This is a genomic window from Pseudomonas sp. R11F, from assembly GCF_050312575.1.
Classification (GTDB): domain Bacteria; phylum Pseudomonadota; class Gammaproteobacteria; order Pseudomonadales; family Pseudomonadaceae; genus Aquipseudomonas; species Aquipseudomonas palleroniana.
In genome coordinates this window covers 77,868-99,901 of record NZ_JBNPJU010000039.1, presented here as the reverse complement: position 1 = coordinate 99,901, position 22,034 = coordinate 77,868, and the positions used below count along the sequence as shown (strand labels likewise).

The following is a 22,034-nucleotide window of genomic DNA, read 5'->3' as shown; positions in this document are numbered from 1 at the left end:
CGGCAGATCCCGAAGAATCTCCCACGCACAGCCGCCATAACAAGTACAGCAGACATAAAAACGCCCACTGAATGGCTATGGGCGCTGGTGCGCCGACATGTAACCGGACTTGCACGTCCGTGTCACCGTTTTTTGCGATGACGGGACGAAGACTAGGCGCGCCGACTGCACGCGACAAGTTCATGCACGGCCCAAAATCTTGCAGGAAAAATCCTGAGCAACCGCCTCCCCTCATTACCCCTACAGGCAGCAAAGAATGCTCCGACAGGCTTTTCAGGTTGTTGCTCGGAACTCGCCTCTCTAGCCTTTTCCATCCGAATCGTGCCACGGGCAGGCATCATGAATCCGACTGTTAAATTCGATGCAAGGTCATTGCAGGGCGTGATGCATCACATCACAATTACGCCATGATCGTCAGCTGGAAACATAAGGGCCTTAGGGCCTTCTATGAGACCGGTTCAACCAGAGGCATCAACGCAAACCATGCAAAGCGCTTGCGCCGTGTTCTGCTCATTCTGGACAAAGCCGAGCACCCTGATGCGCTGGACCTGCCTGGCTGGCGCTTCCATCGTTTGAAGGGCGACCTGATCGACTACTGGTCCGTCAGCATAAGTGGTAACTGGCGCATCATTTTTCGGATGTTCGACGACCAGGTCGAATTGGTCGATTATCTTGACTACCACTGAGTGGAGGTATCGATATGGGTATGCACAACCCACCTCACCCAGGTGAAATTCTGCTTGAGGATGTGGTTCCCTCGCTGGGTATCACTATCACGGAAATGGCGCGGCGCCTCGGCTTCGCGCGAGAAACCTTTTCAAGGATCTTGCATGGCCGCGCCCCGGTCAGCCCGGACCTTGCCGTTCGGCTGGAACGGGCCGGCGTAAGTACTGCCCAGTTATGGTTGTCGATGCAAAGTGCCTACGACCTGTGGCAGGCCGAACATCGGGAGCAGCCGGTGATTGAGCGGTTTGTGCGGCCTGAGTAGCAAACACGAACGTACAGACGCAGCAGATCAACCGGCCCGCGACGTGGGCTCCCCCCACACGTTGATTCGTACAAGGCCTGAAAACAGAGCAATTCAGGCCAGGCCGGACTCGACCAGCAGCGCTTCCAGCCCCATCAAGTCCGGCACCTTCGCCACATGCTCCCCCACCTGCACCGCCGCCAACTCCAGGGGGCACAGGGGGACGTCCACATAGCTCAACTGGCTGTCGAGCTTGTACGAGCGGGGAATCCCCTGGATCACCATCGCAATGAACTTCAATGTCGGCCGCCCACCCAGCGTATTCAGCACGACGATCCGCGAGCGTTCGCTTGTGACGATGGCTTCACCGCACACCGCTTCAAAACTGATCAGCGGCAACTGCCGATCACGCCAGGTGACTTGCCGCAAATACCAAGGGGGTGCATCGCTGGCCGGTTCGCCGCGTTGGAAGTCGATGAGTTCGGCCACGGCGACGTTGGGCAACACCAGGTGGCGGTCAGCCAGAGGTAGCAGCAGGCCGGTGACTAGGCTGGCACGGTGGTCAAGCATGGGACTTGCTCCAATAGGCGATGCTTTCCAGCAGCACCGACTCTTGATACGGCTTGCCGAGGTAGTCGTTGACACCAATGGCCATGGCGCGATCGCGGTGTTTCTGGCCGGTACGCGAGGTGATCATGATGATCGGCAGGCGCATCAGGCGCGGGTCGTTGCGCACCTGCATCGCCACTTCGAAACCATCCATGCGCGGCATTTCAATGTCGAGCAGCATCAGGTCCGGCGTGTGTTCTTCAAGCACGGCAATGGCATCGATGCCGTCCTTGGCAGTGAGGACGTTCATGCCGTTGCGCTCCAGCAGGCGGCTGGTGACTTTGCGCACAGTGACCGAGTCGTCCACCACCAGCACCAGCAGCGGGCGCTTTTTCAGCGGGTCGTTGAGCACCAGCGGCGCATCGACCACCTGGGCCGGCAAGGCCGGTTGCCGGGCGCGGATATGGGCGAGCAAGTCGATGATCAGCACCACGCGTCCGTCACCCAGGATCGTCGCGCCGGACAAACCCTGCACGCCGGCAAACTGTGGCCCCAGGGCTTTCACCACGATCTCTCGCGTACCGGCCATGGCGTCCACGTGTACCGCCACGTGACGTTCATTGCATTGCACCAGCAGCACCGGCACCGGCTGGTACTGGCCGAGCAATTTCGGGCGGGCGCCGGTATGCAACAGATCGCCAAGGTAAAACAATTCGTAGCGCTGGCCGGCGTATTCATAACTCGGTGGGTCTTGCTGATAGTGCCCCGCCAGTTCATGGGGCAGCACACGCACCAACCCCTCAATGGTGTTGAGCGGGATCGCGTATTGATCGTCGGCGCATTGCACCATCAGCGCACGGTTGACCGAGACGGTAAACGGCAGGCGAATACGGAAGTGCACGCCCATGCCCGGTGTCGAGTCGATCACCATCGAGCCGCCCAGTTGGCGCACTTCTTCATGCACCACGTCCATGCCGACGCCTCGCCCGGAAATCTGCGTGATTTTTTCCGCAGTGGAAAAGCCTGGCTGCAAAATGAACTGCAACACATCGCGGTCGCTCATCTCCTGCTGAGGAGCCAGCAGGCCGCGCTTGATCGCCTTGCGCCGCACCGCGTCCAAGGGTACGCCGGCGCCGTCGTCGCGCATGTCGAAGACAATATCACCGCCTTCGTGGGTCAGGTCCAAGGTGATGCGGCCCTTCTCCGGCTTGCCGGCCAACAGCCGTACCTCGCGCGACTCCAGGCCATGGTCGACGGCGTTGCGCAACATGTGTTCCAGCGGCGCCACCATGCGCTCCAGCACGTTGCGGTCCATTTCGCCCTCGGCATTGCCGACCACGAACTCCACGTCCTTGCCCAACTCCTCCGCCACCTGCCGCACGATACGCTTGAGGCGCGGCAGCATCCGTTCAAACGGCACCATGCGCGTGCGCATCAAGCCTTCCTGCAACTCGGTGTTGATGCGGGCTTGTTGTTGCAACAGGTTGTGGGCGTCCTGATTGCGGCGGTCGAGGGTTTCCTTGAGGTCCAACAGGTCGAACGCCGATTCCGACAGCGCTCGCGACAATTGTTGCAGCTGCGAATGGCGGTCCATTTCCAGCGGGTCGAACTCCTCATAGCCCAGGCGCTCGGCCTCGGCCTGCTGATGGCTGAGGATGCGGCCCTGGGTTTCAGTCTCGAGGCGACGCAACTGGTCGCGCATGCGCTCGATCGTGGTCTCCACCTCATTGAGGGCAACGCGTGCGTCGTTGACTTGCTGCTCGATGCGCCCCTGCAGGATCGAAGTTTCGCCGGCCAGGTTAACCAGGTCGTCCAGCAGGTCGGCGGAGATTTTCACCATATCCGCCGCAGGGTCGACCGCAGCCTCGGTCTTGCCGCCGGGCAAGGCGACCGGTACCGGCGGCTCGTCGCCGGCCTGTACCAGGCTTTTGATGCGCCCGATGAGCTTGTCCACCGAGCCTACCGGCAACCCCTGTGCCACGGCGTCGATCATCTGCGCCAGGCGGTCATGACAGCCTTGCAGTAACGCGAACAGTTCGGCGGAAGGCGCCAGCTGGCCGGCGGATAACCCCTCGCAGAGAAATTCCAGTTCATGCGCCAAGTCGCCAATCGGCGCGATTTCGACCATGCGTGCACCGCCCTTGAGGGTGTGCAGGTCACGCAGCAGGGTTTCCACCTCCTGACGATTACTCGGCTCAGCCTGCCAACGCGCCAGCGCACTGCCGGAGCTGTCGAGAATATCGGCGGCTTCTTCGAGGAAGATATCCAGCAGCTCAGGGTCGGCGCCCTGGGTGGGCGCTGCCGTGGCGGCAGCGGGCGCAGTGCTGCCCTGGCGCAATGCGCGCACCCTGGCGACCAGCTCGCCGCTGTCGCTCAAGGGTTGGTGGTGTTGCAGTTCTTCGAGTTGCAAGGCCAGCCGCTCGTGGCAGGCCATCAGCACCTGGGACAGCTCGGTGGAATAACTGTAGCGGCGGTCCACCAGGCCCTCATAAAGGCCCTCCAGCTCATGGGCCAGGTCGCCGATCGGCCCTATTTCGGCCATGCGCGCACCGCCCTTGAGGGTGTGCAGATCGCGTTGCAATGACGACAACGGCGCGGCACTGTCGGGCTCCAGCAACCAACGCTTGAGCGATTGCCCGGCGCTGTCGAGGATGTCGACCGCTTCTTCCAGGAAGATCTCGACCAGTTCATCGTCCATGGCCGTGTCGTGGTCGAGCCTTGCAGTCGCGGCGCCCAGTTCGGTAATGCTCGGAGCGCGGCTGCCGTCACGTTTGATCAGGCCGGTGGCGGAGGGGTCGAGGGCTTCATCCAGCAGCTCGCGCAAGGCTTCGACCCGCGCCGGTGCCGGGCTGATTTCCTGGCCGGCGGCCAGTTGGTCGAGCATGTTGATCAGCGCTTCATGGGCCTGTTCGGCCTCCTGGAAAAACCGTTCGCTGACCGCCAGGCTGCTCTCTTCCACGGCGCCATACAGGTCGAGCAAGGCTTCGCAGAGTGCGTCGATGCTGTGCAGGTCTGCGTCGTGTGCGCCCTCGCCCAGGGTGGTCAATTCGTCCAGCAGCGCCGTCAGTTCCTGGCGCTCGCCAGGGTGCTGCTGCCAGCGCCGTAACAGGCTTTCTGCGTCGAGCAGGATATCCATGCCCTGGGCCAGGAAGTTGGTGATCAATTGCGGGTCGCGCTTGGTACGCAGGCCAGTATTGGGTGCGTCGAGCAACGCTTGCAGTTGTTGATCGAGCAGGCCTTGGGTACGGCTGATCAGGTCTTGCGCGCCTTTTATCGGCGCCAGGGGGTCGCTGTCCAAATCACGCAGCCCACGCTGGAACAAGCCTTCGGCCTCCAGCAGCAACTCCACTTCGTCCAGGTCCAGCGGCAGGCGGTGGGCTTTGTATTCACGGGTCAGGTGGTCAAGGGGGCGCGCCAGTTCGGCGATGGGTAGCACACCGGCCATATAGGCACTGCCCTTGAGCGTATGCAGGGCGCGTTGCAGCTCGTCGCTGACTTGCAGCGGCACGTGTTCGGCGGCCTGTTGCAGGAACTGGTTGAGGCTCTCGAGATGGCTCTGGGCTTCGTTGCGGAAGATCTCCAGCAACAGCGGGTCATGCGGTTCGGCGCCGCTGGCCAAGGCATGGGCGCGGGCCGCCAGGGCATCGACTTCATCGCGCTGGCGCTGCTCGTCGTTGGCGAAGTCGGCGACCAGTGTCGGCAACAGGGCCACCGCTTCATCCAGCACCTGTTGCACTTCAAGGCCAAGGGTCACGCTGCGCTCCAGGACCCGATTGAGCAGGTTTTCCACCGCCCAGGCCAGCTCGGCCAGGACCAGCGCGCGCACCATGCGACCGCTGCCCTTGAGGGTGTGGAACGCCCGGCGCATTTCGCCCTGGGCGGTTTTGTCGGCGCTGTCCGGCAGGTAGCGGTGCAACACCTCGAGCACTTCGTCGACTTCTTCGAGGAAGACCTCGCGCAGCTCATCGTCAATCGGTTCTTCGTCGGCCGGTGGCGGCAGCAAGCTGCCGGGGCGGTGCAGGGCCGGCGGGTTCAAGCGCGAGGCCGGGCTGGCCAACGCATCGAACTGGGACTGGCTGGGGATGATCTCGGCCGACAGCGCCCCATCGGGCGCGACCAGCGCCTGACGCCAGGGCTTTTCGGCAGGCAGGTAGCCCAGCGCGGCCAGCCCCTGGGTCGCCAGCTCAAGCACCCGCTCACCCGAAGCGTCAGGGTCCTGGAGCATGCGCTCCAGGTAGTATTCCAGGCTGCTGACCACCTCGGCAAAGTGCCCCAATTGCACCTCGGCAGGAGGGCTGTCGCTGAGCATCAACTGTTCGTCGACGTAATCCGAGCAACCCCGCATCAGGCTGGCCGCCCGTGGCAGGGGAATCATCGCCAGCGCACCGCGCACCTGGCTCAACAGCTGCGGCAGCGACTCCAGGCGCTGGCGGTCCCAGTCCGCTTCGATGCAGTCGATGACCAGCTCCTGCGCTTGCCGCAGGCATTGGCAGGATTCGCGGATCACCAGTTGGTGAATCTGGGTCAGGTCGGTCGTGGGCAGACGGCTTTCTTCACGGCTTTGCGGCTCCACGGTGCCGACCATGCCCGCCAGGGTGGCCTCGACGTACAGCAAGGCACCGGCGACGTCCATCAGCACCGCATCGTTGGGCTCGCGCTGCCCCTGGACAAGGCTGAGGACCACGGCCAATTGATCGATGATCACCTTTCGCGGCTGGCCGAACCCCAGTACCGCCAGGGTATCGGCTATCTGGCGCAGCGGTGCCAGCAACGCATCAAGGTCGCTGGTGTGTTGCCGGTCGCTGCGCACGAACAGATCCAGGCGCTCCTTGACCCGCACCAGCTCTTCACACAAAGCGCCGAGTACCGAACCCATGCCGTCGCGATCCGGCCCGGCCAGGCGCGCACGCTCGGCATCAACCACGGCACTGTCGGGCAAGGCTTCGTCCAGGCCGTAGCGCTCCTTGAGGCTTTGCATGCGCGGCGTCGGCCGAGTGACCTTGGCCACGTAGAACAGCAGGCTCCTGAGCAATTCATCCGGTGCCGGCTGGTTGATCCCGCCGATCCCCTGGGCCAGCAGGCGCTTGAGTTGTTTGTCGCTGGCCTTGAGCAGGCTGCGCAAAGCCGGGCTGTTGGCGATTACCCCGGTGAGCATGCCTTCGACCAGCGCCGAGGTGACCTGCCACAACGGCAACAACGGCGCGCCTTGGCACAACGCTTCGAGGCGCGCAAAGACCCGCGCCATGTCCACCAGGTTACTGGGGCCGTGATCTTCACGCAGCAGGCCGGCCAAGGCTTGTTGCAGCAGTTGGTGCCACTGGCGCAGTTGCTCATGCAGTTCAGGCGGCGCACGTTGCGCCAGGACCTCATCGCTCAACGGCGCAATCGTCAGCAGTTGCGGACTGAACAGGCTGGTTTCCGACAGCAGGCTTTCACCGCGCGCGCTGCGCAGGTCGTTGAGCAGCGGCAGTACCACCAGCGGCAGGTCACGCCGGGCACTGTGGACGCGGTCCAGATACAGCGGCAATTGGCCGAGGGCCTGTTGCAGCAGGCGGATGCTTTCATCGCGCTGGCCGACACGCCCGGCCTGGAACGCCAGGGCCAGCTCTTCGAGTTCTTCGGCGAGCAAGGCGGCACCGTAGAATTCGACCATTTGCAGCGCACCCTGCACTTGGTGGATGCCGGCCAGGCACTCGTCAATGGCTTCGCTGTCGCCGGTCTCGACAAATGTGTCCAGCGCCGAACGAGCCTGTTTCAGGGTTTCGGCAATGTCGCCCTTGACCCATTCGAGGGCCACGTAGTCGTGCCGATCAACCATAACTGCTCCGCTTAGAATTCATGAGTGGCTGGTGTTCTTGAAACCTGTGGCCTGCGGCGGCCAACTGTGGGAGGGGGCTTGCTCCCGATGACGGTGGTTCAGCCAATGGCTCAGGTGACTGATGCACCGCCATCGGGAGCAAGCCCCCTCCCACAGTTGCATCGCGTTTCAATCATCGGTTTGCTTGGCCGCCGGCAAGGTGAACCCGGATACCGACCTGCGCAACTGGCTGGCCATTTTCGCCAGGTTGCCAATGCTTTCAGCGGTGGCGGTGGAACCCGACGACGTCTGGGTGGTGATCTGCTGGATCACGTTCATGGTCAGGGAAATCTGCCCCGCCGACGACGTCTGCTGTTGCGCCGCGTTGGAGATGCTCTGGATCAGCGCCGCCAGGGTTTTCGATACGCCCTCGATCTCTTCCAGCGCGACGCCGGCGTCCTGGGCCAGTCGCGCGCCACGTACCACTTCGGTGGTGGTCTGTTCCATGGAGATCACGGCTTCGTTGGTGTCGGCCTGGATCGCGCGCACCAGGGTCTCGATTTGCCGCGTCGCGGCCGACGAACGCTCGGCCAGCCGTTGTACTTCATCGGCCACCACCGCAAACCCGCGTCCGGCATCCCCGGCCATGCTCGCCTGGATCGCGGCGTTGAGGGCGAGGATGTTGGTCTGGTCGGCGATGTCGTCGATCAGGCTGACAATATCGCCAATTTCCTGGGACGACTCACCCAGGCGCTTGATGCGCTTGGCGGTGTCCTGGATCTGTTCGCGGATGTTGTCCATGCCGTGGATGGTGTTGTGCACCACCTCGTTGCCCTTGTTGGCAATCTCCACCGAGCGCTCGGCCACCGCCGAGGATTCGGCGGCGTTGGCCGACACCTGATCGATGGACTGGGCCATTTGCTTGATTGCGGTGGAGGCCTCGGCGATCTGCTGGGCCTGGTGCTCCGAAGCCTGGGCCAGGTGCATGGCGGTGGCCTGGGTGTCCTGCACCGCACCGGCCACTTGCCCGGCCGTGAGGTTGATGGTGGCGACCAGGTCGCGCAATTGGTCCACGGAATAGTTGATGGAGTCGGCAATGGTGCCGGTGAAATCTTCAGTCACCGAGGCCGTGACGGTCAGGTCGCCGTCGGCCAAATCTTCGATCTCATCGAGCAGACGCATGATCGCGTTCTGGTTGCGCTCGTTCTTTTCGGCGGTTTCATGCAGCTGCCGGTTGGTTTCGCGCACCATCACCAAGCCGATCAGGATGATCGAGGTCAGCGCCAGCAGGCCCAGCACGTAGCCGCCAATGGTGTCGAGGCTGCGCCCGCCGGCGAGATTTTCAAAGCCGGTGGCCAGGTGCGAGGCTTCATCGAGCAGGGTTTGCGAAAGGTTGAAGATATTGCTCGCCGAGGCCCGTACCTGGAACAGTTGCGGCGAGGTTTCAAGGATCTCATCCACGGAACCGGAGACGAACTCGAACAGCTCGGCAATTTCCGCCAACCGCGCCCGGGCGTCGTGGTCCTCGACCTGGCTGATGCGCAACCCTGGGTTGCCCTGGAGCATGCCATTGAGCACTTCGCCGAAACGGTTGGCATCGCGGCCAAAGGCATCGGCGGCCTGTACCGAGGTGTCGTCGCCGGCCAGCACGGTATTCACCGCGCCGAGGATACGTTCGGCCAACAGCGATTGGCGCTGGGCCAATACCACCTGGCTGGCCGGGGCACCGCGTTGTAGCAGGATGTCGACGACTTTTTCCGACTCCATCTGCAACTGCGGCACCGTCTCGGCCAGTGTCGCAGCCACTTGGTGCAGGGACAGCACGGTCTGTTCGCTGGCAAGGATCGCGTCGGTGTTTTTCAGCAGCGCTTCCCAGTCGGTCTGCACCGCACGCATTTCGGCGCGCACGGCGTGGGGCGCCGCCGGCAGGCCGGTTTGCGGGTCGCCTTTTTTCAGGTAACCCCAACGCTGGGCAAAGTCATTGCGCGCATCGCCCAGCAACTTGAACGCCGCGGCCTTGCCGGCGGCGGCTTCGGTGGCGTTCTTGGCAATACGCTGCGACAGCACGCGCAATTCACCGGCGTGGCCGATGTACTGCTTGTCGTAGGTGGACTGGGTGTTGAGGTACGCAAAGTTGGCAAACAGCAGCATGATGAACACGATCAACGCGATAAACAGCACGATGATCTGCGAACGGCTGCGCGACCCAGCCTCGGGTTTGGACGTGGTAGCGGTGGTCATGCGGCAACATCCATGAAACCTGGGGCCTGGGCCAAAGCGAAGGGGCTGAAGACCTGCCACGGCGGGTCGCCGTCGAACTGGCCTTGAATATACGGCGCGCCGGGGTTGGCGCTCGCCATCAATGCGTCTTGCGCGAAATGCTGCATGCCCACCACCTCATCCACCAGCAGACCGACGAACAGGTCGTTGAACTCCACCACCAGCACCCGCCGCTGCTTGGGCGCCGGTGACCGCTCAAGGCCGAGGAACCCACCCAGATCCATCACCGGCAGCAGGCGCCCGCGCAGGTTGGCCACGCCCTTGACCCAGGGTTTGACCCCGGGCATCAAGGTGCAACGCGGTTCATGCAGCACCTCGGCGACTTCGCCCATGGGCGCCACATAACCGTTCGGCCCCACGCGAAAGGCGATCCCGCTCCAGCGCTGCTGGCGGGTTTCCTGGGACGGCAGGTCGGCGGCCAGCAGGCGGCAGCGGCGGTCGATGTCCAGCAGCAACTCGAAGGCGGTTTGCGACTCGGTCATGATGGTGAACCGTCAGCCGGCCAACACCTTGTTCAGGGTGGCGATCAGGGTGTCTTCATCCACCGGCTTGGTCAGGTAATCCTTGGCGCCCTGGCGTGCGCCCCAGATCTTGTCGGTTTCCTGGTCTTTGGTGGTGATGATGATGATCGGGATGCCGTTGGTTTCCGGCTCCTTGGACAACTGACGGGTGGCCTGGAAGCCATTGAGACCCGGCATCACGATGTCCATCAGCACGGCGTCGGGTTTTTCCTGGCGGGCCAGGGCCACGCCGTCCGCGCCGTTTTCGGCTTTCAGTACCTGGTGGCCATGCTTTTCCAGCATGCCGGTCAGTTTGTACATTTCGGTCGGCGAATCGTCGACGATCAGAACACGTGCCATGGTTTTCCCCATTACTTTGATGGATGCCGGCCCTTGTGAGGCGGTATCAGTGTGCTTGTTCTACTGCGGCGAAGGCAGGCACGTAGGCCTTGATCGCGCTCAGCAGCTCTTCCTTGCTGAAAGGCTTGGTCAAAAACTGATCGACACCCACGATACGCCCCTTGGCCTTGTCGAACAGGCCATCCTTGGAGGACAGCATGATCACCGGGATCGACTTGAACGCCGGGTTGTTCTTCACCAGTGCGCAGGTCTGATAGCCATCCAGGCGCGGCATCATAATGTCGACGAAGATAATGTGCGGGTGATGATCCACGATCCGCGCCAAGGCATCAAAACCATCGATGGCCGTGATGACCTCGCACCCCATGTTCTTCAACAGGGTCTCGGCGGTGCGGCGGATCGTTTTCGAATCGTCGATCACCATCACTCTCAAGGCGTGGGAATGCTGTTCCATATCTGCTCTACCATCGCCACAGCGAATCGGTTTTCGGTGTGTACTGCCTGATGTTGCACAGGATGAACGCCAGAAGCCTTGGAATTGGAGGGCTGCTGCGCCGTGGCAGTCTTTTTAGCACAGTCTCAGGGCGCAATCTATCGAGCGGCCCGCCCAGTGGTTTTTCCTTGACCCACAACAGCCGCAGCGCCACTCTGACGCCACTTTTATGCGCCCTTATTTGCTAGAGGAAATCCCCCATGAGCGTTCGCGTCGGCATTGTCATGGACCCTATCGCCAGCATTTCCTATAAAAAGGACAGCTCGCTGGCCATGCTCCTGGCCGCCCAGGCCCGCGGTTGGACGTTGTTCTATATGGAGCAGCGCGACCTGTACCAGGGCGACGGCGAGGCCCGCGCACGCATGCGCCCGCTGCAGGTGTTTGCCAACCCTGAGAAGTGGTTCGAACTTGCGGACGAAATCGACAGCCCGCTGAGCGATCTGGATGTGATCCTGATGCGCAAGGACCCGCCGTTCGACATGGAATTCGTCTACTCCACCTACCTGCTGGAGCAGGCCGAGCGCGCCGGGGTACTGATCGTCAACAAGCCGCAGAGCCTGCGTGACTGCAATGAAAAGCTGTTCGCCACGCTGTTCCCACAGTGCACGCCGCCGACCGTGGTCAGCCGTCGCGCCGATGTATTGCGTGAATTTGCCGCCAAGCACGGTGACGTGATCCTCAAGCCGCTGGACGGCATGGGCGGTACGTCGATCTTCCGCCACCGCGCCGGTGACCCGAACCTGTCGGTGATCCTGGAGACCCTGACCGCCCTGGGCGCCCAGCAGATCATGGGCCAGGCCTATCTGCCGGCGATCAAGGACGGCGACAAACGCATCCTGATGATCGACGGCGAACCGGTGGACTATTGCCTGGCACGCATCCCGGCGGCGGGCGAGACGCGTGGCAACCTGGCGGCCGGTGGTCGCGGTGAAGCGCGCCCTCTGTCGGACAAGGATCGCTGGATTGCAGCCCAGGTCGGCCCCACCCTGCGTGAAAAGGGCCTGCTGTTCGTCGGGTTGGACGTCATCGGCGAAAACCTCACCGAAATCAACGTCACCAGCCCGACCTGCATTCGCGAGATCGACAATGCTTTCGGCACGAATATCGGCGAAATGCTGATGGCGGCGATTGAGCGCAAGCTACAAGCCAAGTGACATAGAACAGCCGGACACAAACCAACATTGCGTTATCATGCGCCACCTGTGAAACGCGCGATGTTGGTTTTCTTGCCATGACCCTCCCGTCCAATCTGCCCCCCGAACTCTCCCACAGCGGCGTGCGCCCGGCTGATCGGCTTGGATTTACCCTGTTCCTCGCGGCACTGGTCCACCTCGCATTGCTCCTCGGCCTGGGTTTCACTTTCGCCGAACCCAAGCAGATCACCAAGACCCTGGAGATCACCCTCGCCACGTTCAAGAGCGAGAAAAAGCCCGAGAAAGCAGACTTTCTGGCACAGGAAAACCAGCAAGGCAGCGGCACCCTGGACAAGAAAGCGGTGCCCAAGACCACCGAAGTGGCGCCATTCCAGGACAACAAGGTCAATAAAGTTACCCCACCGCCGACGCCCAAGCCCGAGGTCAAGCAAGCCACGCCCAAACCTGCCGTGACCACCGTCGCACCCAAACCGCAAAAAGCCCCGGCCCAGCGCGAGAAGACCAAGACCGAGCCGCAACCCGAGCCGGTGAAACCGGCGCCGACTTTCGACAGCTCGCAGCTCTCCGACCAGATTTCCAGCCTGGAGGCGGAGCTGGCCAACGAACAACAACTTTATGCCAAGCGCCCACGCATCTATCGCTTGAACGCTGCCTCGACCATGCGCGACAAGGGTGCCTGGTATAAGGACGAGTGGCGCAAGAAGGTCGAACGCATCGGCAACCTCAATTACCCGGATGAGGCACGGCGCCAGCAGATCTACGGCAATCTGCGCTTGCTGGTGTCGATCAACCGCGACGGCACGCTCTATGAGGTGCAAGTGCTGGAGTCGTCCGGCCAGCCCCTGCTCGACCAGGCCGCCCAGCGCATCGTGCGCCTGGCAGCGCCCTTTGCGCCGTTCAGCGGTGACTTGAACGACGTGGACCGCCTGGAAATCATCCGCACCTGGAAGTTCGCCCGGGGTGATCGGTTGTCCAGCAATTGATGACAATTGCCATTTGCCGCACATCCCCAGCTTGTCAGTTAGCCCCTCCAACGCCACACTAGTGGACATGAAAAACGTCAACCCGACCTACCTCAAGCACCAATTCCTGATCGCCATGCCCCATATGGCCGACCCGAACTTTGCGCAGACCCTGACCTATATCGTCGAGCACACCGCCAAGGGTGCCATGGGGTTGGTGGTGAACCGCCCGCAAGAGCTGAACCTGGCCGACATCCTCGAGCAACTGCGACCGGAGGTTGACCCACCGGCCCGCTGCCAGGGCGTACCGATCTACATCGGCGGGCCGGTACAAACCGATCGCGGTTTTGTGCTGCACCCCACCGGGCCGAAGTTCCAGGCCACGGTCGACCTGGAAGGTGTGTCGTTGTCCACGTCCCAGGATGTGCTGTTCGCCATTGCCGACGGCGTTGGCCCTGAGCAAAGCGTGATCACCCTCGGTTACGCCGGCTGGGAGGCCGGGCAACTGGAGGCGGAACTGGCCAGTAACGCCTGGCTGACCTGCCCCTTCGATGCCGACATTCTGTTCAACACCGCCAGTGAACTGCGCCTGGAAGCGGCCGCCGCCAAGCTGCGCGTCAACCTCAACCTGCTGACCAGCCAGGCGGGGCACGCCTGATGGCTTTGCGTCTGATCCTTGGTTTTGACTACGGCACCAAACAGATCGGCGTAGCGGTCGGCCAGGTGATTACCGGCCAGGCCCGCGAGCTGTGTACCTTGAAAGCCCAGAACGGCGTGCCGGACTGGAACCAGGTCGAAGCCCTGATCAAGGAGTGGAAACCCGACGCCGTCGTGGTCGGCCTGCCCTTGAACATGGACGGTACCCCCAGCGACATGTGCCTGCGCGCCGAAAAGTTCGCCCGCCGTCTCAATGGGCGCTACAACCTGCCCTTCTATACCCATGATGAACGCCTCACCACCTTTGAAGCCAAGGGCGAGCGCCGCGACCGTGGCGGCCAGAAAGGCAGCTACCGCGACAACCCCGTGGACGCTATTGCCGCCGCCCTGCTGCTGCAGGGTTGGCTGGACGAAAACACCGCTTTATTTGAATCCTGACTGACGCGGCTTGCCGCGTCTTTTTACGTTTGAGCCCGGATCTTGCCAGCGCGAGACCTAGAAGGAGCACCCATGAGCCTGCCCAATCCCGCCGACCTGATCAGCCAGATGGCGACGCGCCTTACGGCCCATCTGCAACACCGCGGCATCAGCGAACCACGCTTCATCGGCATCCGCACCGGCGGTGTCTGGGTGGCCCAAGCCTTGCTGGAAGCGCTGGGCAGCGAGTCGCCGCTCGGCACTCTGGACGTGTCCTTCTACCGCGACGACTTCAGCCAGAACGGCCTGCACCCGCAAGTGCGCCCTTCGGCCCTGCCGTTCGAGATTGAAGGCCAGCACCTGGTGTTGATCGACGACGTACTGATGAGCGGGCGCACCATCCGTGCCGCCATGAACGAATTGTTCGACTACGGTCGCCCAGCCAGCGTGACACTGGTGTGCCTGCTGGACCTGGATGCTGGCGAATTGCCGATCAGCCCGGATGTGGTCGGCGCCACACTGTCGCTGCAGGCCCACCAGCGGGTAAAATTGTCCGGTCCCACGCCGCTCGAACTCGAACTGCAAGACCTCGCCCTTTAAACCGCCTTGTAAAGAGTCCCCGCGATGACGCCTCTAGATGCCAAGCGCCCGCTGCAGCTCAATGCTCAGGGTCAGTTGCAACACTTCTTGTCCCTCGACGGTTTGCCCCGCGAACTGCTCACCGAAATCCTCGACACGGCCGACTCGTTCCTCGAAGTCGGTGGCCGGGCGGTGAAGAAGGTCCCGCTGCTGCGCGGCAAGACGATCTGCAATGTGTTCTTCGAGAACTCCACCCGCACCCGCACCACCTTTGAACTGGCCGCCCAACGGCTGTCGGCCGACGTGATCACGCTGAACGTGTCCACCTCGTCGGCGAGCAAGGGCGAAACCCTACTCGACACCCTGCGTAACCTGGAAGCCATGGCCGCCGACATGTTCGTGGTCCGCCACGGCGACTCCGGCGCCGCGCACTTCATCGCCGAGCACGTATGCCCGCAGGTGGCGATCATCAATGGCGGCGACGGTCGTCATGCCCACCCGACACAGGGCATGCTCGACATGCTGACCATTCGTCGGCACAAGGGCAGCTTTGAAAACCTTTCGGTGGCCATCGTCGGCGACATCCTGCACTCGCGGGTGGCACGCTCGAACATGCTCGCCCTGAAAGCCCTGGGCTGCCCGGACATCCGTGTGATCGCCCCGAAAACCCTGCTGCCCATCGGCATCGAGCAATACGGCGTGAAGGTCTATACCGACATGACCGAAGGGCTCAAGGATGTGGATGTGGTGATCATGCTGCGCCTGCAACGCGAGCGCATGGCTGGTGGCCTGCTGCCCAGCGAAGGTGAGTTCTACCGCCTGTTCGGCCTGACCACTGCGCGCCTGGCCGGCGCCAAGCCGGATGCCATCGTGATGCACCCAGGCCCGATCAACCGTGGCGTGGAGATTGAGTCGGCGGTGGCCGACGGTGCGCAGTCGGTGATCTTGAACCAGGTGACCTACGGCATCGCGGTCCGCATGGCGGTACTGTCCATGGCCATGAGCGGGCAAACCGCGCAACGTCAATTCGAGCAGGAGAACGCCCAGTGAAGCTCAGCATTCTCGGCGCCCGTGTCATCGATCCGGCCAGTGGCCTGGATCAAGTTGTCGATCTTCACCTGGAAGCCGGCAAGATCATCGCCATCGGTGCCGCGCCCAGCGGTTTCAGCGCCCACGAGACCATCGACGCCAAGGGCCTGGTGGCCGCTCCGGGCCTTGTGGACCTGAACGTCGCCCTGCGTGAACCGGGCTACAGCCGCAAAGGCAACATCACCAGCGAAACCCGCGCCGCCGCCGCCGGTGGCGTGACCAGCCTGTGCTGCCCGCCGAATACCAAGCCGGTACTGGATACCTCGGCCGTGACCGAGTTGATCCTCGACCGCGCCCGCGAAGCCGGCAATTGCAAAGTGTTCCCTGTCGGCGCCTTGAGCAAGGGCCTGGACGGTGAGCAACTCGCCGAGCTGATCGCCCTGCGCGACGCCGGTTGCGTGGCCTTCGGCAATGGCCTGGAAAGCTTTCGCAGCACCCGCACGCTGTTACGCGCCCTGGAATACGCGGCCACATTCGACCTGACGGTGGTCTTCCACTCCCAGGACCACGACCTGGCCGAAGGCGGCCTGGCCCATGAAGGCGCCGTCGCCAGCTTCCTCGGTTTGCCGGGCATCCCGGAGACCGCCGAAACCGTCGCCCTGGCCCGCGACCTGCTGCTGGTGGAACAAAGCGGCGTACGCGCGCATTTCAGCCAACTGACCAGCGCCCGGGGCGTCGCCCTGATCGCGCAGGCCCAGGCCCGTGGCTTGCCGGTGACGGCGGATGTGGCGCTGTATCAACTGATCCTGACGGATGAGGCGCTGATCGACTTCTCCAGCCTGTATCACGTGCAGCCGCCACTGCGCACCCGTGCCGACCGTGAAGGTTTGCGTGCGGCGGTGAAGTCCGGCGTGGTGTCGGCGATCTCCAGCCATCACCAACCCCATGAGCGCGATGCCAAACTGGCACCCTTCGGCGCGACAGAGCCGGGCATCAGCAGCGTCGAGTTGTTGCTGCCACTGGCCATGACGTTAGTCGATGAAGGTTTGCTCGATTTGCCGACATTGCTGGCACGCCTGAGCACAGGCCCGGCCCAGGCGCTGCGCTTGCCGGTGGGCAAATTGGCGGTGGGGGCTGCGGCGGATCTGGTGCTGTTTGACACGGGCAGTTCCACGGTGGCCGGGGAACACTGGCTGTCCAAGGGCGAAAACTGCCCGTTCATCGGCCATAGCCTGCCGGCGACGGTGCGTTACACCCTGGTGGATGGGCGGATTACCTACCCGATTTAATCGTTCACACCTCAAGTGTGGGAGGGGGCTTGCTCCCGATTGCAGTGGGTCAGCTACAGAAAAACTGGCTGATCCACCGCTATCGGGAGCAAGCCCCCTCCCACATTTGGATCTCGCGATGGATAGCAAGCTCAACGGCCGCTAATGCGCTCGGCATTGCGGATGGAAATCTGGGTATTCAACGTCCAGAAGTCATACAACACCCCCACCAGGAACAAACCGCCGGTCAGCAGGTAGATCAGGCCGGTGATCCATTTGCCCTGGTACATGCGGTGCAAACCAAACACCCCCAGGAACGCCAGCAGTACCCAGGCCACGTTGTATTCGATGGGCCCAGCGGTAAAACGCAGGTCGGCTTCACGGTCCATGGCCGGGATCAGGAACAAGTCGATCAGCCAGCCGATACCCAGCAGGCCGAAGGTGAAAAACCAGATCGTACCGGTGACCGGTTTGCCGTAATAGAAGCGATGGGCACCGGTAAAACCGAAAATCCAGAGCAGGTAACCAATCACCTTGCTGTGGGTGTCTTGCTGCGAAACATCCTGTCGATAGGTGTTCATGAAGTACCTCTTTTGCCTCGATAGATAAATTTTTTCACTTTCTTTGTGACTTTTTTACGGGCGCCCGACGTACGGCAAATGGTATCTTCCCTCCCCTCAAAGCCTTGTACCGCCTGACTTGTGTAGGACAATTGCGATAAAACGTCGCGTTTTCCTGTATTTGACCCCAAGGTTCAGTCGACAAACGGCCTGAGAACGGCACAAAAAGCTGTTATAAAGTTGCGCGCAAACCCATAAGAGCCACGCCTAATGCGACCATTTTTCAAGACATGGCTAACCATTTGCCTATTAATGCCACTGGCCGCCCACGCCACCAATCGTGAGCAACGACTTCCGAACGTTAATGGTTTCACCCCTAAAGTCCACAGCACACCCAGCACTGCCAAGTCGGTAAAGCTGACCGTCAACCGCCCGACTCAAGTGAGCAAGGCCCACGGTAAAACGCTTCATACCCAACTGGCCGCGAACGGCAAGCAAAGCAGCACCGTGCTCAGCCGCGCCGTCAACGTGCTGGGTACTCCTTATCGTTGGGGCGGAAGCAGCCCAAGTAAAGGGTTCGACTGCAGTGGTTTGGTGAAATACGCATTTAATGACGTCAAAGCGGTGGATTTACCACGCACCTCCAACGCCATGGCTGCCGGCCACGGGTTGAAGGTAGATCGCAAGGACCTGAAACCGGGCGACCTGTTGTTCTTCAAACTCAAGAGCCGCCAGGTCAATCACGTCGCCATCTACTTGGGCAACGACCGTTTCATCCACGCACCGCGTCGTGGCAAGTCGGTCAGCATCGACACGCTGAAAAAACCGTTCTGGGACAAGAACTACGTGATCGCCAAGCGGGTCCTGCCTAAAGAGCAGAACAACTTGCGCGTGGTACAACGCTGATCTCAAGCTGAAATGCAGTAAATGTGGGAGGGAGCTTGCTCCCGAAAGCGGTAGATCTGTCAAACATGTGTTGACTGACACTCTGCTATCGGGAGCAAGCCCCCTCTCACATTTTGGCTTTCACTGGCCCCCAGAAGCTATATGTCTGCGGGAACCCTCGCCAGCTCCCGCGCAGCCTCCCGGCTGACCAGCCCCTCGTTCACCAGGGCCTTCAAGCTCATATCCAACGTCTTCATCCCCAATGCCCCACCGGTCTGGATCGCTGAAACCAGCTGTGCACCCTTGTCCTCGCGGATCAGGTTACGAATGGCCAGCGTGCCCAGCATGATCTCGTGAGCCGCTACCCGCCCGCCGCCGATCTTCTTGACCAGCGCCTGGGACACCACGGCCTGCAAAGACTCCGACAGCATCGAACGCACCATGGCCTTTTCCCCCGCCGGGAATACATCCACCAGCCTGTCCACGGTTTTCGCCGCGGACGCGGTGTGCAGGGTGCCCAGGACCAGGTGCCCGGTCTCGGCCGCCGTCAGCGCGAGGCGGATGGTTTCCAGGTCGCGCAGCTCTCCCACCAGAATCACATCCGGGTCTTCGCGCAACGCCGAACGCAGGGCCGCCGAGAAGCTGTGGGTATCACGGTGCACCTGCCGCTGGTTGATCAACGCCGATTTGGGTTTGTGGATAAATTCGATGGGGTCTTCGAGGGTGAGGATGTGCTGGCGCCGATGCTGGTTGAGATGGTCGATCATCGCCGCCAGTGTCGTGGACTTGCCCGACCCGGTCGGCCCGGTCACCAGTACCAGCCCACGAGGCAATTGGGCGATACGCTGGAACACCTCCCCGAGGCCCAGGCTTTCCAGGCTTCGCACCTGAGCAATGGTACGAAACACCGCCCCCATGCCGCGATCGTGTCGGAACACATTGGCCCGGAAGCGCGCCACGCCAGGCAATTCAAAGGCAAAATCCGTTTCAAGAGATGTTTCGAAATCCTTTTGTTGGTGTTGATTGAGCAAAGGGCTCAATAAGTCCGCAACTTGCGGTGGCGAAAGTACCGACCCCTCCAGGGGCCAGACTTCGCCATCGATGCGCAGCATCGGCGCCAGACCGGCGGACAAATGCAGGTCTGAGGCGCCACGGCGCACGCTGGCCGTGAGCAATTGCGTGATATCCATAGGGCTTTCCATTTCCAGTAGAATGCCGCGGACTCCATATCCACGGGTGCATCTTGAATGTCGACGATAGCAGACAACATTGGCTTGGTTAGCGAGCGGATCCGTGCCGCGGCCCATGCCGTGCAACGTGATGAACACAGCATCCATCTGCTGGCCGTGAGCAAGACCAAACCCGCGCAAGCCGTGCGCGAAGCCTTTGCCGCGGGAATGCGCGACTTTGGCGAAAACTACCTGCAGGAAGCCTTGGGCAAACAGGCCGAATTAACCGACCTGCCCTTGAGTTGGCACTTCATCGGCCCCATTCAATCGAACAAGACTCGCTCGATCGCCGAGAACTTCGCCTGGGTGCATTCCGTGGACCGCTTGAAAATCGCACAACGCCTGTCCGAACAACGCCCGGCCGACCTGCCGCCGCTGAACATCTGCATCCAGGTCAACGTCAGTGGCGAAGCCAGCAAGTCCGGCTGCACACCCGCCGACCTGCCGGCCCTGGCCAATGCCATCAGCGCCCTGCCGCGCCTGAAGCTGCGCGGGTTGATGGCGATCCCCGAGCCGACTGAAGACCGCGCTGCGCAAGATGCGGCGTTCGCAACGGTCAGAGACCTGCAAGCGAGCTTGAACCTGCCGCTCGACACACTTTCGATGGGCATGAGCCATGACCTTGAGTCGGCGATCGCCCAAGGCGCCACCTGGGTGCGGATCGGTACCGCCCTGTTTGGCGCCCGCGACTACGGCCAGCCGTGAAATGGCTGACTTCTCTCTGAATAAGGACCTGTCATGAGCAACACGCGTATTGCCTTTATCGGCGCCGGCAACATGGCGGCCAGCCTGATCGGCGGCCTGCGGGCCAAGGGCCTGCAAGCCCAGCAGATTCGTGCCAGCGACCCCGGTGCCGAAACCCGTGCCCGTGTCAGCGCCGAGCACGGTATCGAAACGTTCGCCGACAACGCCGAAGCCATCCAGGGCGTCGACGTGATCGTGCTGGCGGTCAAGCCGCAAGCCATGAAGGCCGTTTGCGAAAGCCTGCGCCCGAGCCTGCAACCGCAGCAACTGGTGGTCTCGATAGCCGCCGGCATCACATGCGCCAGCATGAGCCAATGGCTCGGCGCCCAGCCGATTGTGCGCTGCATGCCCAACACCCCGGCGCTGCTGCGCCAGGGCGTGAGCGGCCTGTATGCAACTTCCAGCGTCAGCGCCGAACAACGCGACCAGGCCCAGGAGCTGCTGTCCGCCGTGGGTAGCGCCCTGTGGCTGGAACAGGAGCAGCAGCTGGATGCCGTCACCGCCGTCTCCGGCAGCGGCCCGGCCTACTTCTTCCTGCTGATCGAGGCCATGACCGCCGCCGGCGTCAAACTGGGCCTGTCCCACGAAGTGGCTGAACAACTGGCCGAGCAAACCGCGCTGGGGGCCGCGCACATGGCCGTCGGCAGCGAGGTGGATGCCGCCGAGCTGCGCCGTCGCGTAACCTCCCCAGGCGGCACCACGCAGGCCGCCATCGAATCCTTTCAGGCCGGGGGTTTTGAAGCCCTGGTGGAAAAAGCACTGGGTGCCGCGGCGCATCGTTCGGCTGAAATGGCCGAACAGCTGGGCAAATAGTCGTCCCCTTCATTAGGAAACCAACATGCTCGGAATCAATGACGCTGCCATTTTCATCATCCAGACCCTGGGCAGCCTGTACCTGCTGATCGTGCTGATGCGTTTTATCCTGCAACTGGTGCGGGCGAACTTCTACAACCCGCTGTGCCAGTTCGTGGTGAAGGCCACCCAACCGCTGCTCAAGCCACTGCGCCGGGTGATCCCGAGCATGTTCGGCCTGGACATGTCTTCGTTGGTGCTGGCGCTGCTGCTGCAGATCCTGCTGTTCGCCGTGATCCTGCTGCTCAACGGCTACCAGGCCAACACGGTGTTGTTGTTGCCGTGGGGCCTGATCGGCATTTTCTCGCTGTTTTTGAAGATCCTCTTCTGGTCGATGATCATCAGCGTGATCCTGTCGTGGGTCGCACCTGGCAGCCGCAGCCCGGGCGCCGAATTGGTGTACCAGATCACCGAGCCGGTGCTGGCGCCGTTCCGCCGCCTGATCCCTAACCTGGGCGGCCTGGATATCTCGCCGATCTTCGCGTTTATCGCGATCCAGCTCCTGCAAAGCTGGGTGATTCCACGCCTGGCTTACTACGCGTTCATGCCCAAGGAACTGTTCGGCCTGATCTGACACGCAACGATCGTTCCCACGCTCCGCGTGGGAACGCAGCACTGGACGCTCCGCGTCCCGAAGCGTGACGCAGAGCATCACAAAAGGCATTCCCACGCAGAGCGTGGGAACGATCCGCCGGGAAGGGTTTGCTTGCCGCTGGGTGCAGCGCTCTTTAGACTTACGCCTCATTTAAACG

The 22,034-nt window shown here is 62.1% G+C and carries 21 protein-coding genes; 13 read left to right on the top strand and 8 right to left on the bottom strand.

The genetic code is table 11. The features are described from left to right. The first annotated feature begins 407 nt into the window (after nucleotides 1-407). On the top strand, nucleotides 408-686 hold the full coding sequence (locus ACQRBV_RS11100; protein WP_065938127.1) for a type II toxin-antitoxin system RelE/ParE family toxin: 279 nt from the start codon (nucleotides 408-410) through the stop codon (nucleotides 684-686). Between the two features lie 14 nt (nucleotides 687-700). Beyond that, a complete protein-coding gene (locus ACQRBV_RS11095; protein ID WP_060753449.1) occupies nucleotides 701-988 on the top strand; it encodes a HigA family addiction module antitoxin in 288 nt (95 codons plus the stop codon). Between the two features lie 93 nt (nucleotides 989-1,081). Here the strand turns inward: ACQRBV_RS11095 and ACQRBV_RS11090 are convergent, their stop codons facing one another. From ACQRBV_RS11090 to pilG, 6 genes are all read right to left on the bottom strand, one after another. Further along, nucleotides 1,082-1,537: a chemotaxis protein CheW gene (locus ACQRBV_RS11090; protein WP_104994923.1), complete on the bottom strand. Its 456-nt coding sequence runs from the start codon at nucleotides 1,535-1,537 to the stop codon at nucleotides 1,082-1,084. Continuing rightward, complete coding sequence (locus ACQRBV_RS11085) at nucleotides 1,530-7,334, bottom strand: Hpt domain-containing protein (RefSeq protein ID WP_244384925.1); 5,805 nt, start codon at nucleotides 7,332-7,334, stop codon at nucleotides 1,530-1,532. The genes ACQRBV_RS11090 and ACQRBV_RS11085 overlap by 8 nt, the downstream gene beginning before the upstream one ends. A gap of 168 nt (nucleotides 7,335-7,502) precedes the next feature. Further along, the gene (locus ACQRBV_RS11080; RefSeq protein ID WP_060753452.1) at nucleotides 7,503-9,554 is read right to left on the bottom strand and encodes a methyl-accepting chemotaxis protein; all 2,052 of its coding nucleotides are present in this window, start codon (nucleotides 9,552-9,554) and stop codon (nucleotides 7,503-7,505) included. Continuing rightward, complete coding sequence (locus tag ACQRBV_RS11075; protein ID WP_090368232.1) at nucleotides 9,551-10,075, bottom strand: chemotaxis protein CheW; 525 nt, start codon at nucleotides 10,073-10,075, stop codon at nucleotides 9,551-9,553. The genes ACQRBV_RS11080 and ACQRBV_RS11075 overlap by 4 nt, the downstream gene beginning before the upstream one ends. Nucleotides 10,076-10,087: 12 nt before the next feature. Beyond that, nucleotides 10,088-10,453: a twitching motility response regulator PilH gene (gene pilH / locus ACQRBV_RS11070; RefSeq protein ID WP_003234583.1), complete on the bottom strand. Its 366-nt coding sequence runs from the start codon at nucleotides 10,451-10,453 to the stop codon at nucleotides 10,088-10,090. A 46-nt stretch (nucleotides 10,454-10,499) separates the two neighbouring features. Continuing rightward, on the bottom strand, nucleotides 10,500-10,907 hold the full coding sequence (gene pilG, locus ACQRBV_RS11065; protein ID WP_060753454.1) for a twitching motility response regulator PilG: 408 nt from the start codon (nucleotides 10,905-10,907) through the stop codon (nucleotides 10,500-10,502). A gap of 239 nt (nucleotides 10,908-11,146) precedes the next feature. On the opposite strand from pilG, the gene gshB reads away from it, so the two are divergent. The 7 genes from gshB to ACQRBV_RS11030 all read left to right on the top strand — a co-directional run bounded on the left by gshB (nucleotide 11,147) and on the right by ACQRBV_RS11030 (nucleotide 17,033). Then, nucleotides 11,147-12,100 carry a glutathione synthase gene (gene gshB / locus ACQRBV_RS11060; RefSeq protein WP_104994926.1) on the top strand — a complete coding sequence of 318 codons (954 nt, stop codon included), beginning with the start codon at nucleotides 11,147-11,149 and terminating at the stop codon, nucleotides 12,098-12,100. 77 nt (nucleotides 12,101-12,177) lie between these two features. After that, entirely contained in the window at nucleotides 12,178-13,083 is a 906-nt protein-coding gene (locus ACQRBV_RS11055; RefSeq protein ID WP_060753455.1) for an energy transducer TonB, read from the top strand. A 67-nt stretch (nucleotides 13,084-13,150) separates the two neighbouring features. Continuing rightward, complete coding sequence (locus ACQRBV_RS11050; RefSeq protein WP_060753456.1) at nucleotides 13,151-13,720, top strand: YqgE/AlgH family protein; 570 nt, start codon at nucleotides 13,151-13,153, stop codon at nucleotides 13,718-13,720. After that, nucleotides 13,720-14,157, top strand: coding sequence for a Holliday junction resolvase RuvX (gene ruvX, locus ACQRBV_RS11045; RefSeq protein ID WP_003195067.1), 438 nt, complete (start codon nucleotides 13,720-13,722; stop codon nucleotides 14,155-14,157). The genes ACQRBV_RS11050 and ruvX overlap by 1 nt, the downstream gene beginning before the upstream one ends. Before the next feature lie 72 nt (nucleotides 14,158-14,229). Continuing rightward, nucleotides 14,230-14,736 (top strand): bifunctional pyr operon transcriptional regulator/uracil phosphoribosyltransferase PyrR, encoded by a 507-nt coding sequence (gene pyrR, locus ACQRBV_RS11040; RefSeq protein ID WP_060753457.1) that lies wholly within the window; start codon nucleotides 14,230-14,232, stop codon nucleotides 14,734-14,736. A gap of 24 nt (nucleotides 14,737-14,760) precedes the next feature. After that, nucleotides 14,761-15,765, top strand: a complete 1,005-nt coding sequence (locus ACQRBV_RS11035; RefSeq protein ID WP_060753458.1) for an aspartate carbamoyltransferase catalytic subunit — start codon at nucleotides 14,761-14,763, stop codon at nucleotides 15,763-15,765. After that, the gene (locus ACQRBV_RS11030) at nucleotides 15,762-17,033 is read left to right on the top strand and encodes a dihydroorotase (RefSeq protein ID WP_104994927.1); all 1,272 of its coding nucleotides are present in this window, start codon (nucleotides 15,762-15,764) and stop codon (nucleotides 17,031-17,033) included. The genes ACQRBV_RS11035 and ACQRBV_RS11030 overlap by 4 nt, the downstream gene beginning before the upstream one ends. 131 nt (nucleotides 17,034-17,164) lie before the next feature. On the opposite strand, the gene ACQRBV_RS11025 is transcribed toward ACQRBV_RS11030, so the two are convergent. Continuing rightward, nucleotides 17,165-17,593, bottom strand: coding sequence for an NINE protein (locus ACQRBV_RS11025; RefSeq protein WP_060753460.1), 429 nt, complete (start codon nucleotides 17,591-17,593; stop codon nucleotides 17,165-17,167). A gap of 249 nt (nucleotides 17,594-17,842) precedes the next feature. On the opposite strand from ACQRBV_RS11025, the gene ACQRBV_RS11020 reads away from it, so the two are divergent. Then, nucleotides 17,843-18,478 carry a C40 family peptidase gene (locus tag ACQRBV_RS11020; protein ID WP_060753461.1) on the top strand — a complete coding sequence of 212 codons (636 nt, stop codon included), beginning with the start codon at nucleotides 17,843-17,845 and terminating at the stop codon, nucleotides 18,476-18,478. Between the two features lie 137 nt (nucleotides 18,479-18,615). On the opposite strand, the gene ACQRBV_RS11015 is transcribed toward ACQRBV_RS11020, so the two are convergent. Beyond that, a complete protein-coding gene (locus ACQRBV_RS11015; protein WP_411985425.1) occupies nucleotides 18,616-19,647 on the bottom strand; it encodes a type IV pilus twitching motility protein PilT in 1,032 nt (343 codons plus the stop codon). A gap of 57 nt (nucleotides 19,648-19,704) precedes the next feature. Here ACQRBV_RS11015 and ACQRBV_RS11010 point away from each other — a divergent pair, with 57 nt between their 5' ends. From ACQRBV_RS11010 to ACQRBV_RS11000, 3 genes are read left to right on the top strand one after another with little or no spacing between them, the layout of a single operon-like run. Then, nucleotides 19,705-20,391, top strand: coding sequence for a YggS family pyridoxal phosphate-dependent enzyme (locus tag ACQRBV_RS11010; protein WP_104994930.1), 687 nt, complete (start codon nucleotides 19,705-19,707; stop codon nucleotides 20,389-20,391). A gap of 33 nt (nucleotides 20,392-20,424) precedes the next feature. Further along, nucleotides 20,425-21,243, top strand: coding sequence for a pyrroline-5-carboxylate reductase (proC, locus tag ACQRBV_RS11005; protein ID WP_090368224.1), 819 nt, complete (start codon nucleotides 20,425-20,427; stop codon nucleotides 21,241-21,243). 25 nt (nucleotides 21,244-21,268) lie between these two features. Next, the gene (locus tag ACQRBV_RS11000; RefSeq protein ID WP_060753465.1) at nucleotides 21,269-21,856 is read left to right on the top strand and encodes a YggT family protein; all 588 of its coding nucleotides are present in this window, start codon (nucleotides 21,269-21,271) and stop codon (nucleotides 21,854-21,856) included. Nucleotides 21,857-22,034 lie beyond the last annotated feature (178 nt).